Annotated in this window: 7 protein-coding genes; 6 read left to right on the top strand and 1 reads right to left on the bottom strand. The window is 73.5% G+C overall.

Annotation, left to right across the window (positions count from 1 at the left end; translation table 11 throughout):
* Positions 1-77: 77 nt before the first annotated feature.
* The 6 genes from ABH931_RS31420 (at position 78) to ABH931_RS31445 (ending at position 7485) form a co-directional block, all read left to right on the top strand.
* A complete protein-coding gene (locus ABH931_RS31420) occupies positions 78-2861 on the top strand; it encodes a DNA translocase FtsK (protein ID WP_370120837.1) in 2784 nt (927 codons plus the stop codon).
* Positions 2862-3155: 294 nt separating this feature from the next.
* Positions 3156-3980: a helix-turn-helix domain-containing protein gene (locus tag ABH931_RS31425; RefSeq protein WP_370120840.1), complete on the top strand. Its 825-nt coding sequence runs from the start codon at positions 3156-3158 to the stop codon at positions 3978-3980.
* A gap of 292 nt (positions 3981-4272) precedes the next feature.
* The gene (gene rimO / locus ABH931_RS31430; RefSeq protein WP_370120842.1) at positions 4273-5754 is read left to right on the top strand and encodes a 30S ribosomal protein S12 methylthiotransferase RimO; all 1482 of its coding nucleotides are present in this window, start codon (positions 4273-4275) and stop codon (positions 5752-5754) included.
* Between the two features lie 65 nt (positions 5755-5819).
* Positions 5820-6455 carry a CDP-diacylglycerol--glycerol-3-phosphate 3-phosphatidyltransferase gene (pgsA, locus tag ABH931_RS31435; protein WP_370120845.1) on the top strand — a complete coding sequence of 212 codons (636 nt, stop codon included), beginning with the start codon at positions 5820-5822 and terminating at the stop codon, positions 6453-6455.
* Positions 6452-6943 carry a CinA family protein gene (locus ABH931_RS31440; RefSeq protein WP_370120847.1) on the top strand — a complete coding sequence of 164 codons (492 nt, stop codon included), beginning with the start codon at positions 6452-6454 and terminating at the stop codon, positions 6941-6943. Before pgsA ends, ABH931_RS31440 begins: the two co-directional genes overlap by 4 nt.
* 191 nt (positions 6944-7134) lie before the next feature.
* The gene (locus ABH931_RS31445) at positions 7135-7485 is read left to right on the top strand and encodes a helix-turn-helix domain-containing protein (protein WP_042374105.1); all 351 of its coding nucleotides are present in this window, start codon (positions 7135-7137) and stop codon (positions 7483-7485) included.
* Between the two features lie 512 nt (positions 7486-7997).
* Here the strand turns inward: ABH931_RS31445 and ABH931_RS31450 are convergent.
* Entirely contained in the window at positions 7998-12653 is a 4656-nt protein-coding gene (locus ABH931_RS31450) for an ATP-dependent helicase (protein ID WP_370120851.1), read from the bottom strand.
* Positions 12654-12800 lie beyond the last annotated feature (147 nt).

Below are 12800 nucleotides of genomic sequence, written 5' to 3' on the forward strand. Positions count from 1 at the left end.
ACGCGTGCCGCGACACGAGCGGAGCAACCACGTGCAGCACGTGTTGCACCCCTGTTCTCGCTAGTAATCTGAACGCCATGGCCACACGCACGTCCGGAAGCGGTTCGCAGACCCGAGGCGCGGGGACGGCGAAGAAGGCCACGCCCGCCAAGGCACCCGCCAAGAAGGCCGCGGCGAAGGCCCCGGCCAAGAAGGCCGCCGCCCCCGCGAGGAAGGCGCCCGCCAAGAAGGCGGCCGCCGCCCCCGCGCCGCCCGCGCCCAGGCCGCCGAAGCCGATCGCCTACCGTGCCGTGCGCGGCAGTTGGCTCGGCGTCGCCAACGGCGTCGGCGCGGTCGCCCGCGGCTTCGGCAACGGCGCCAAGAACCTGCACCCGGCCCACCGCAAGGACGGCCTGGCGCTGCTGCTGATCGCCCTCGCGCTGCTGATCGCCGCCGGCTCCTGGTCCGACCCGCAGGGCTGGCTCGGCGTCGCCGTCACCGACGTGGTCAAGGGCGCCTTCGGCAAGCTGACCGCCGTCGTGCCGGTGCTGCTCTTCGGCATCGCCGTGCGGCTGATGCGCCACCCGGAGCGGCCCGAGGCCAACGGACGGATCGTCATCGGCCTGGGCGCGCTGACCGTCGGCGTCCTCGGCCTGATCCACATCAGCTACGGCGCGCCCAGCCTCGCTGCGGGCGCCGGGCGGATCCGCGAGTCCGGCGGGCTGATCGGCCTGGCCGCCTCCCGCTGGCTGATGGCCGCCGCGGGGCCCGCGCTCGCCGTGCCGTTCCTGACGCTCGTCTCCTTCTTCGGCCTGCTGGTGGTCACCGCCACGCCGGTGAACCAGATCCCGCAGCGGCTGCGGCTGCTCGGGGAGCGACTGTCGATCATCGAGCCGCGCCCGGACGCCTACGGACACTTCGACGAGGAGGCCGGGCTCGACGGGCTGGAGGGTCTCGACGGGATCGGCTTCGGCGACTTCGAGGGGGAGCCCGGGACCCCCGAGGAGCGCGCGGTCCTGGAGGCCAAGCGCAGCGCGATGGAGCGCGAAGGCGAGGTGGCGCCGACCCGTCGCCGCCGTCCGCGCCGCCGCGTGGGCACCGCCGCCTCCGACGCGGACCAGCCGGACCCGTTCGACACCATCGGTGTCGCCGCCGCGGCCGCCGCCGAGCTCGACGGCGCGGTGATGCACGGCGTCCAGCCGTCCGCCGCCCTCGCCGACATGCTCGGCCGGGTCAAGGACCGCACGCCCCCGTCCGACACCCCGTCGCTCGACGCGCCCTTCGACATGCCGGCGGACGCCCCGCCGATGCCGGACCACGCCCCCGAGGTGCCGGCCGCCCGCACCGACGCCTCCCAGGCGGCGGGTGACGGCGCGATCCCGCCGCTCCGCTCCGAGCAGCTGAAGCTGCCCGACGGCGGCCACTACCGGCTGCCCTCCCCGGACCTGCTGACCCGCGGCGGCCCCGGCAAGGCCCGCTCCAAGGCCAACGACGACGTGGTCGCCTCGCTGATGGGTGTCTTTGCCGAGTTCAAGGTCGACGCCGCCGTCACCGGCTTCACCCGCGGCCCGACGGTCACCCGCTACGAGGTCGAGCTCGGCCAGGCGGTCAAGGTCGAGCGGATCACCGCGCTGGCCAAGAACATCGCCTATGCCGTCGCCAGCCCCGACGTCCGGATCATCAGCCCGATCCCCGGCAAGTCGGCGGTCGGCATCGAGATCCCGAACACCGACCGCGAGATGGTCAACCTCGGCGACCTGCTGCGCTCGCCCGCCTCCACCGGCGACGCGCACCCGATGCTCGTCGGCATGGGCAAGGACGTCGAGGGCCAGACCGTCATGGCCAACCTCGCCAAGATGCCGCACATCCTCGTCGCCGGCGCCACCGGCGCGGGCAAGTCCTCCTGCATCAACTGCCTGATCACCTCGGTGCTGATGCGGGCCACGCCGGAGGAGGTGCGGCTGGTCCTGGTCGACCCCAAGCGCGTCGAGCTCACCGCCTACGAGGGCGTGCCGCACCTGATCACGCCGATCATCACCAACCCGAAGAAGGCCGCCGAGGCGCTCCAGTGGGTGGTCCGCGAGATGGACCTGCGCTACGACGACCTCGCCGCCTTCGGCTTCCGCCACGTCGACGACTTCAACCGCGCGGTGCGGTCGGGCAAGCTCCAGCCGCCGCTGGGCAGCGAGCGGGTGCTGACGCCCTACCCGTACCTGCTGGTGATCGTCGACGAGCTCGCCGACCTGATGATGGTCGCCCCGCGCGACGTCGAGGACTCCATCGTCCGCATCACCCAGCTCGCCCGCGCCGCCGGCATCCACCTGGTGCTCGCCACGCAGCGTCCCTCGGTGGACGTCGTCACCGGGCTGATCAAGGCGAACGTGCCCTCGCGGCTCGCCTTCGCCACCTCCTCCCTCGCCGACAGCCGGGTCATCCTCGACCAGCCCGGCGCGGAGAAGCTGATCGGCAAGGGCGACGCGCTCTTCCTGCCGATGGGCGCGGGCAAGCCGGTGCGCATGCAGGGCGCCTTCATCACCGAGGAGGAGATCGCCGGCGTCGTCGAGCACTGCAAGGCGCAGCTCCAGGCCGAGTACCGCAGCGACGTCACCGTCGGTTCGGGCCCGAAGAAGGAGATCGACGAGGAGATCGGCGACGACATGGACCTGCTGGTCCAGGCCGCCGAGCTGGTCGTCTCCACCCAGTTCGGCTCCACCTCGATGCTCCAGCGCAAGCTGCGGGTCGGCTTCGCCAAGGCGGGCCGGCTGATGGACCTGATGGAGTCGCGCGGCATCGTCGGGCCGAGCGAGGGATCCAAGGCGCGCGACGTCCTGGTTCAGCCGGATGAGCTCGACGGGGTTTTGCTCACTCTCCGGGGGGAATGAGCGGGCGTACACGTACCCGTTCGGATCTCGTTGTCGTTGATACGACCGGGCGGGAACCATCGCGCGGTCCGTTGCGTGTCGTCTTCCGACACTCCGTCAACACGCGCCTCAGTGGTGCGCGGATCCTCCCGATAACGATCGGGACGCAGAGCTTCCCTTTCGGCCGAATCCCGGTTGAGCGGGGCTCAGACCCGCCCCCTAGACTGGTGTTTCGACGGCGTTCACGGGGGGTCGCGACCCTCTTGAGAAGCCCCCTGAGATGCCCTGGCCGCCCACGTTGGAAAGGCGCCCCTTGTGACGACCGGCACGACCGCCTCCGGATCGACCGAACCCCTCGCGAACGAGCCCTCCATCGGTCAGGTGCTCGGCAACGCTCGCGTGGCCGCCGGGCTGACCGTCGACGAGGTCAGCGCGGAGACGCGGGTCCGCGTGCCGATCGTGCACGCCATCGAGGAGGACGACTTCAGCCGCTGCGGCGGCGACTTCTACGCCCGCGGCCACGTCCGCGCGCTGGCGCGCGCGGTCGGCGTCGACGGCGACGAGCTGGTCCGCCGCTACGACGCGGCCCACGGCGGCGCGCCGCAGGACGCGAAGGTCCCCCTGTTCGAGAACGTCGGCGACCGCCGCATCTCGGCGGAGCGGCGCCGTCCGAACTGGACGGCGGCCATGGTCGCCGCGATCGTCGTGGTCATCGCGGTGATCGGCTTCAACCTCGCCCAGAGCCCGCACGCGACCCCCGCCGCGGCGAACACCCCGTCCGCGGCGGCCACCCCCTCGATCGGTCCCGTCCTCCACCCGACCCTCCCGTCCTCCACCCCGGCCCCCGTCAAGGGCAGCGCGATCGCGGCCGCCCCGGCGGGCAAGGTCACGGTGAAGCTGCTGGCGCAGAACGGCGACAGCTGGATGATGGTCAAGGACGGCACCGGCAAGGTCATCTTCGAGGGCGACCTGGCCCAGGGGCAGAGCCAGACCTTCACCGACAACAAGCAGCTCAAGCTGGTCTTCGGCAACGCGGGCGGCGTCCACGTCTGGGCCAACGGCAAGGACCTCGGCACCGCCGGCGGCGACGGCCAGGTCGTGAACGTCACCTACACCCCGGGCGACCCCGTCGCCGGCTAGGCGACATGGGCGCGGGGGCGCGGGGCTGTGCTGATTTGCGGCTCCTCCCCCAGCCTTCGGCCGGGAGGTGCCCCCTGCGTGGGCGCGACTGGGTCGGATGCGCTCCCGCAGGTAGTTGCACCATCCAGGGGCGCGGGGAACTGCGCGACAAGCCACTGATGTGCGGATGGTCCCGATGTGAGCAGGGCCATCCCCCTCGGATGGGTTTCTCGCGCAGTTCCCCGCGCCCCTGAGGTGAGTGCAACTGCGCCCCTGGACATTGAAAGCTCGCCCGCCCGGTAACCTTGGCGACATGCCCGAACGCCGTACAGTCGCTCTCGTCACCCTTGGATGCGCCCGCAACGAGGTGGATTCCGAGGAACTCGCCGGGCGGCTGGAGGCCGACGGGTGGGAGCTCGTGGCCGACGCCGCTGACGCGGACGTCGCCGTCGTGAACACCTGCGGCTTCGTCGACGCCGCCAAGAAGGACTCCGTCGACGCCCTGCTGGAGGCCAACGACCTCAAGGGTCACGGCCGCACCCAGGCCGTCGTCGCGGTCGGCTGTATGGCCGAGCGCTACGGCAAGGAGCTCGCCGAGGCGCTGCCGGAGGCCGACGCCGTGCTCGGGTTCGACGACTACGCGGACATCACCGAGCGCCTGCAGACCATCCTCTCCGGCGAGAAGCACATCTCGCACGTCCCGCGCGACCGCCGCAAGCTGCTCCCGCTCACGCCCGCGGAGCGCCAGTCCGCCGCCGAGGGCGTCGCGATCCCGGGCCACGGGGAGACCCCGGCCGAGGACGCGAAGATCGAAGACCTCCCGGACGGCCTCGCCCCCGCCTCCGGCCCCCGCACGCTGCGCCGCCGCCTGGACGACAACCCCGTGGCGAGCGTCAAGCTCGCGTCCGGCTGCGACCGGCGCTGCAGCTTCTGCGCGATCCCGGCCTTCCGCGGCAGCTTCCTCTCCCGGCGGCCCTCGGACGTGCTGAACGAGACCCGCTGGCTCGCCGAGCAGGGCGTCCGCGAGGTCATGCTGGTCAGCGAGAACAACACCTCGTACGGCAAGGACCTCGGCGACATCCGCCTGCTGGAGACGCTGCTGCCCGAGCTCGCGGCCGTCGAGGGCGTCGAGCGGGTGCGCGTCAGCTACCTCCAGCCCGCGGAGATGCGGCCCGGCCTGATCGACGTGCTGACCTCCACCGAGAACGTCGCGCCCTACTTCGACCTGTCGTTCCAGCACTCGGCGCCCAACGTGCTGCGCCGCATGCGCCGCTTCGGCGACACCGACCGGTTCCTGGAGCTGCTGGACCAGATCCGCGCCAAGGCGCCGGAGGCGGGCGTCCGCTCCAACTTCATCGTCGGCTTCCCCGGCGAGACCGAGAACGACCTGGCCGAGCTGGAGCGCTTCCTCACCGGCGCCCGCCTGGACGCCATCGGCGTCTTCGGCTACTCGGACGAGGAGGGCACCGAGGCCGCCGGCTACGACGGCAAGCTGCCCGAGGACGAGGTCGCCGAACGCCTCGCCCGCTTCAGCCGCCTCGCGGAGGAGCTGACCTCGCAGCGGGCCGAGCAGCGGATCGGCAGCACGGTGCGGGTGATGGTCGAGTCGAACGACGGCGAGGACGGGGTGATCGGCCGCGCCGCGCACCAGGCGCCGGAGACCGACGGCATCACGATCCTGCTCGGTGACGTCGAGGACCTCGCTCCCGGAGACTTCGTGGAGGCCAAGGTCACCGCGAGTGAGGGAGTGGACCTCTACGCCGAGGTGACCCGGCCGGTCGGAGCGCGAGCGTGAATCAGACCTCGGGGGGCGGCGGGGCCGCGAGAGCCGGTGCTCCGGCGGCTCCGGAGCCCGCTGGGGTGGGGGACGCCGACGGCCAGGCAGGGCTGTGGAACATCCCGAACCTGCTGACGATGCTCCGTCTGGTGATCGTTCCGATCTTCGCGGCGCTGCTGTTCGCTGATGGCGGACACGACCCGAAGTGGCGCGCCTACGCCTGGGCCGCCTTCGCGATCGCCATGATCACCGACCTCTTCGACGGCGAGCTGGCCCGCCGGATGGGCCTGGTCACCGACTTCGGCAAGATCGCCGACCCGATCGCCGACAAGGCGATCATGGGCACCGCGCTGATCGGCCTCTCCGCGCTCGGCGATCTGGCCTGGTGGGTGACGGTGGTCATCCTGGTCCGCGAGATCGGGATCACCCTGATGCGCTTCTGGGTGATCCGCTTCGCCGTGATCCCCGCGAGCCGCGGCGGCAAGATCAAGACGCTGACCCAGGGAATCGCGGTCGGCATGTACGTACTGCCCCTGACGGGTCCGCTGGCGTCGGCACGCTGGTGGTTGATGGGCGTGGCCGTCCTGCTCACCGTGGGCAGTGGGGTCGACTACGTGCGTCAGGCGCTGGTCCTGCGCCGCGAGGGCCTCGCCGCCCGGGCCGGCCAGTCGGGGCAGGCCGGGCAGGTCGCGGGCGGGCAGGCGGGTCCGGCGCGATGAGCGCCGAGCGGGCGCTGGCGGAGCTGGTCCGCGCGGGTTCCACCCTCGCGGTCGCGGAGTCGCTGACCGGCGGCCTGCTCGCGGCCGAGTTCGTGGCCGTGCCCGGAGCCTCCAAGGCGTTCCGCGGCTCGGTGACGGCTTACGCCACCGAGCTCAAGGGTTCCGTCCTCGGAGTGGACCCGGAACTGCTGGCCACGCGCGGCGCGGTCGACCCGGACGTCGCCGCGCAGATGGCCCGCGGCGTGCGACGACTGCTGGGCGCCGACATCGGCGTCGCGACGACGGGCGTGGCCGGTCCGGATCCGCAGGACGGGCAGCCGGTCGGCACGGTGTTCGTCGCCGTCGCGTTCGAACCGTCGGCGGGGACGAGTGGAGAATTGGTCACTCCCCTACGCCTGTCAGGGGATCGTGCCACAATCCGACGCAAGGCGGTTGAGGCCGCCGTGGACTTGCTCGTCAGCGTACTGGAGGGCAAACCGGTGGGTTAGGAAGCCCGTTCCCACCGGGAAGAACACAAGGGACGGGCCGGAAAGATTCGCGGACGATACCGCGAACAACAGGGGAGGGGCCATGGATGCAGCCCAGAGTGAACACGACCAGGCTCCCCGCACGTGATGCGGGGCAGGCGGTACGGTGGGGCTGTGAGGTTCCGAGCCGCGGTCCAAGGAGGGAGCAACCGATGATCCTGCTCCGTCGTCTGTTGGGTGACGTGCTGCGTCGGCAGCGCCAGCGCCAGGGCCGCACCCTGCGCGAGGTGTCGGCTGCCGCGCGGGTCTCGCTCGGTTACCTCTCCGAGGTCGAGCGCGGACAGAAGGAGGCCTCGTCCGAGTTGCTCTCCGCTATCTGTGACGCCCTGGACGTGCGCATGTCCGAGGTCATGCGCGAGGTCAGCGACGAGCTTTCGCTCGCCGAGCTGGCCGCCGGTGAGGCGGTCCGCCCGGCCCTGCTGGAGCCCGTGCCGGTCCCGCCGGCCGAGCGCGTGCCCTCGCTGGTGCCCAAGGCCAGCGCGATGGACGTTGTCGCGGCGTAGTCGCTGCCGCGAGTCGCTGCGTGTCGCGAACGGCCCCTCCCCTGAGCCCCGAGTGGCTCAGGGGAGGGGCCGTTCGTGCTCCCCGCGCATACGCTGAGGCTGGTTCCGTCCCCACCCCGTGACCCCGTGCGGGAGGAGATCGATGCTCTCGATACCCCGGCGCAGACCGCTCGTCTGGGCGCTGTGCGCTGCGCTGAGCGTGGGCGCGTGGGTGCTCCTGCTCACCGGCCGCGAGGCGGCCGGCGTCGGCCTGATGTTCGCGGGCGGCTGGAACGTGAGCCTGCTCCCCGTGCACGCACGCCCGCTTGCAGGGCCCCAGGGGCGCGGGGAACCGCGCGAGGAACCACCTCGTGCGGATGGCCCTGCGCGTTGAGGACCATCCGCACGCCGGAGGGGGCACCTCTGGGGCACCTCCCGCCCGAAGGCTGGGGGAGGAGCCGCACATCAGCAGCGCCCCGCGCCCCTGGCGGCTGCGCCGCCTGGGAAGTGCGACTGCCTGCGGGAGCGAACCATCACCCCCGGACTCGGAGACCCCTCGGCGTCGGGACGAAGCCCGCGGCTTCGAGCGTCGGGCTGAGCGACGAGGTCAGGGCGGGCTCGCCGTTGATGCGTTCCACCACCAGATCCCGCAGCGCGCCCTCGTGCACCGCCCGCACCAGCGCCGTCGCCGCGTGGCCCAGCCGGAGCGGATCGCTCGCCCACGCGAGGAGCGTCTTGCCGCCGCGTTCGACGTAGGCGACCAGCTCGCCGTCCACCAGGGAGACCAGCGCGCCCGCCTTGCGGCCGGGCTTGTGGGCCGACGCGCCGCCGCTCGGCGGCTCCGGCCACGCCAGCGCCGCGCCGTAGGCGTTCGCGGGGTCGGCGGCGGCGAGGACCACCGCCTGTGGCGGCTCCTCGCCGCCGCCCTCCGCGCGGCGTTCCAGCGCGGTGCTCACCGCGCGCAGCCGGTCGATCGCGCCGTCGGAGGCGAACTGTGCCGCACCGAGACCGTCCACGACGTAGCCGCGGCGGGTGCGGCCGGTGTCCTCGAACGCGGACAGCACCCGGTAGACGCCGGCGAAGCCGCCCGGCGCCCGCTCGGCCTGGACCGCGCCGCGGGTGACGACGCCGTGGCGGTCCAGCAGCGTCTGGGCCAGCGCGTGCGCGCGCTGCGTGGCATCGGTGACCGCTGCGGGCAGCAGGGACCAGCGGCCCGCCGTCGTCGGCAGCTGCGGGACGCGCGGCATGGGCCGCGCGACGCCGTAGCGGGCGCGCGGGGTCGCCCGGGGGGCGCGGTGCGCGGTCGCGCCCGGGGTGCGGCCGGAGCCGAGCAGGGCGCGCAGCGGAGCCAGGGTGTCGTTGGTGATCCGGCCCGACCAGGTGAGGTCCCACAGGGCCGTGGCGAGCTCGGCCGGTGAGGTCTCCACCCCGGGCAGCTGCCGGGCGACCTCCTCCGACAGCTGCCGGAAGAACAGCCCGTAGCCGGGTGCCAGCGCCCCGAGGACCGCGTAGTGCAGGGGGGTGAGCTCCAGCGGCAGTGCCTCCGGCAGCAGCAGCGGGGCGGCGTCCGCCGGATGGAGGGCCACCCAGCCGTCCTTGCCGGGCAGCGCGCCCGCGCCGGCCCAGAAGACCTCGCCCTGGGAGGTCAGCTCGTCCAGCATCGCGGGGCTGTAGTCGGCGACGCGGGAGGGCAGGACCAGCCGCTCCAGCGCGGACGCGGGCACAGGTGTGCCCTGGAGCTGCTCGACGGCCCGCAGCAGGCCGTCCACGCCGCGCAGCCGGTTTCCTCCGCCGAGGTGCTGCCACTGCGGCAGGAACGCCGCCAGGGCCCGTGGCGGCACCGGTTCGACCTCGTGCCGCAGCGCGGCGAGCGAGCGGCGGCGCAGCCGGCGCAGCACCTCGGCGTCGCACCACTCGGTGCCGGAGCCGCCGGGGCGGAACTCGCCCTGGACGACGCGGCCGGTCGCGGCGAGGCGCTGCAGGGTGCCGAGGACGACGGCCGGGCCGAGGCCCAGTCGCGCGGCCGCGTCGGCGGCAGTGAACGGGCCGTGGGTACGGGCGTGCCGGGCCAGCAGATCGGCGAGGGGGTCCTTGACCGGCTCGGTGAAGGCCTCCGGGACGCCGACCGGCAGGGGCGTACCGAGGGCGTCCCGCAGCCGGCCCGCGTCCTCGATCGCGGCCCAGCGCTGCTCGCCCGCGATCCGGACCTCGATCGTGCGGCGGGAGGCCTGGAGCTCGCGCACCCAGGCCGCCTCGGCGCCCCGCCCGGCGAGTTCGGCGTCGGAGAGCGGGCCGAGCAGGCGCAGCGCGTCGGCGACGCCCTCGACGTCCTTGATCCGCCGGTCCGGGGTGAGCCGTTGCAGCTCCGCCTCCAGCTCGGCGAGCACGTTCTCGTCGAGCAGCTCGCGCAGCTCGGCCTGGCCGAGCAGCTCCGCGAGGAGCCGCGAGTCCAGCGCGAGCGCGGAGGCGCGGCGCTCGGCGAGGGGCGAGTCGCCCTCGTAGAGGAACTGGGCGACGTAGCCGAAGAGCAGCGAGCGGGCGAAGGGCGAGGGCTCGGGGGTCGTCACCTCGACGATGCGGACCCGGCGCGACTCGATGTCCCGCATCAGCTCGACCAGGCCGGGGACGTCGAAGACGTCCTGGAGGCACTCGCGGACGGCCTCCAGCACGATCGGGAAGGACCCGAACTCGGCGGCCACGGACAGCAGCTGCGAGGCCCGCTGCCGCTGCTGCCACAGCGGGGTGCGGCGGCCGGGATTGCGGCGCGGCAGCAGCAGCGCCCGGGCGGCGCACTCGCGGAAGCGGGCGGCGAACAGGGCGGAGCCGCCGACCTGGTCGGTGACGGTCTGTTCGATCGTGGTGGCGTCGAAGACGACCGCCTCCGCGCCGACGGGCGCCTCGTCACCGGCGCTCGCCTTCGGTGGCGCGGACGGCTGTGCCGGTTCGAAATCTGGAAAGTCCAGCAGGTCCGCGTCCGGCAGGCGCAGCACGATGCCGTCGTCGGCGTGCATGACCTGCGCGTCCAGTCCGTGACGTTCGCTCAGCCGGGCGGCCAGCGCGAGCGCCCACGGCGCGTGGACCTGGGCGCCGAACGGGGAGTGGACGGCGATCCGCCAGTCGCCCAGCTCGTCGCGGAAGCGTTCGACCACGATGGTGCGGTCGTCCGGGAGGTGGCCGGTGGCCTGTCGCTGCTCGGAGAGGTAGGCGAGCAGGTTGCCCGCCGCCCACGCGTCCAGCCCGGCCTCGGCGAGGCGGGCGGTGGCCTTCTCCGGCGGCAGCGCCGCGATCTCGCGCAGGAAGCCGCCGACGGCCCGGCCGAGCTCCAGCGGGCGGCCGAGCGCGTCGCCGTGCCAGAACGGCAGCTTGCCCGGCACGCCTGGGGCGGGGGAGACCAGCACCTTGTCGTGGGTGATGTCCTCGATCCGCCAGGAACTGGTGCCGAGGGTGAAGACGTCGCCGACGCGGGACTCGTAGACCATCTCCTCGTCCAGCTCGCCGACGCGTCCGCCGCCCTTCTTGGAGTCGTGGCCGGCCAGGAAGACGCCGAAGAGCCCCCGGTCGGGGATCGTGCCGCCGGAGGTGACGGCGAGGCGTTGCGCGCCCGGCCGGGCGGTGACCGTGCCGGTGACGCGGTCCCAGACGATGCGCGGCCGCAGCTCGGCGAAGGCGTCGGAGGGGTAGCGCCCGGCGAGCATGTCGAGCACACCCTCGTAGGCGGAGCGCGGCAGCCCGGCGAACGGCGCCGCGCGCTGGACGAGCGTGAGCAGCTCGTCCACGTCCCACTCGTCCATGGCCGTCATGGCGACGAGCTGCTGCGCCAGCACGTCCAGCGGGTTGCGCGGCACGCGCAGCGCCTCGATCCGCCCGGCGCGCATGCGCTCCGTCACCACGGCCGACTGGACCAGGTCGCCCCGGTACTTGGGGAAGACGACGCCCGTGGACACCGCGCCGACCTGGTGCCCGGCGCGCCCGACGCGCTGCAGTCCGGAGGCGACCGACGGCGGCGACTCGACCTGCACGACCAGGTCGACCGCGCCCATGTCGATGCCCAGCTCCAGGCTGGAGGTGGCGACGACGGCCGGCAGGCGGCCGGACTTCAGCTGCTCCTCGACCTCGGCGCGCTGCTCCTTGGACACCGAGCCGTGGTGCGCGCGGGCGAGCACCGGCGGGGCGGCCTTGTTCGCCCCCGCCTGGGCCATCAGCTGCGCGGGCGCGTGCGCGGCGGGCAGAGCCTCGCCTGCGGCGCGCTCGACGGCGATCTCGTTGAGCCGGTTGCACAGCCGCTCGGCCAGGCGCCGTGAGTTGGCGAAGACGATCGTGGAGCGGTGCGCCTGGACGAGATCGGTGATCCGCTCCTCGACGTGCGGCCAGATCGACGCGGCCTGCTGCGGGTCCTCCTCCGCCGTGCCGTGGGTGCCGCGGCCACCGGAGAGCTCGCCGAGGTCCTCGACCGGGACGACGACGGAGAGGTCGAACTTCTTCTCCGAGGGCGGCTGGACGATCGTCGTGTTCCGGCCGGGGGAGAGGTAACGGGCGACCTCCTCGACCGGTCGGACCGTGGCGGAGAGCCCGATGCGGCGGGCGGGCTGGGGCAGCAGCTCGTCGAGGCGTTCGAGGGAGAGCGCGAGGTGCGCGCCGCGCTTGGTGCCCGCGACGGCGTGCACCTCGTCGAGGATCACCGTCTCCACGCCGCGCAGGGCGTCGCGGGCGTTCGAGGTGAGCAGCAGGAAGAGCGACTCGGGGGTGGTGATCAGGATGTCCGGCGGGTGGGTGGCGAAGCGCCGCCGCTCGGCCGGCGGGGTGTCGCCGGAGCGGATGCCCACCTCGATCTCGGGCTCCGGCAGGCCCATCCGCCGGGCCGCCTGCCGCAGGCCCGCGAGCGGTGCGCGGAGGTTGCGCTGCACGTCGACGGCGAGGGCCTTCAGCGGCGAGACGTAGAGCACCCGGCACCGCTTCCTCGCCTCCGCGGGGGGCGGGGCGGACGCGAGCGAGTCCAGCGCGGACAGGAACGCGGCAAGCGTCTTGCCCGAGCCCGTCGGCGCGACCACCAGCACGTCGCTCCCGGCCGCGATGGCCCGCCACGCCCCCTCCTGCGCCCCGGTGGGCGCGTCGAACGCCCCCTCGAACCACGCCCTGGTGGGCGCGCCGAAGTTCTCCAGGGCGGACGGTCCAGGGTTCGCGCGTGCCATGCGCCCATCGTGCCCTGAGGGACTGACAAAGGCAGCGAGCCCGTGGCAATCACCAGGGGCGCGGGGCTCTGCTGATCAACTGCGTGCCCGAGCGACCCACCCCGGGGCGGACGGCCCTGCTCGCCCGGGATCTGACTGTCCCGGGTG

The sequence above is a fragment of the Streptacidiphilus sp. MAP12-33 genome (assembly GCF_041261265.1).
Taxonomy (GTDB): Bacteria; Actinomycetota; Actinomycetes; order Streptomycetales; family Streptomycetaceae; genus Streptacidiphilus.

Coding starts and splice junctions, on each gene's coding strand:
- rimO (WP_370120842.1), top strand. CDS start 4,273: ATGCCCGAACGCCGTACAGTCGCTCTCGTCACCCTTGGATGCGCCCGC.
- ABH931_RS31440 (WP_370120847.1), top strand. CDS start 6,452: ATGAGCGCCGAGCGGGCGCTGGCGGAGCTGGTCCGCGCGGGTTCCACC.
- ABH931_RS31420 (WP_370120837.1), top strand. CDS start 78: ATGGCCACACGCACGTCCGGAAGCGGTTCGCAGACCCGAGGCGCGGGG.
- ABH931_RS31450 (WP_370120851.1), bottom strand. CDS start 12,653: ATGGCACGCGCGAACCCTGGACCGTCCGCCCTGGAGAACTTCGGCGCG.
- ABH931_RS31445 (WP_042374105.1), top strand. CDS start 7,135: ATGATCCTGCTCCGTCGTCTGTTGGGTGACGTGCTGCGTCGGCAGCGC.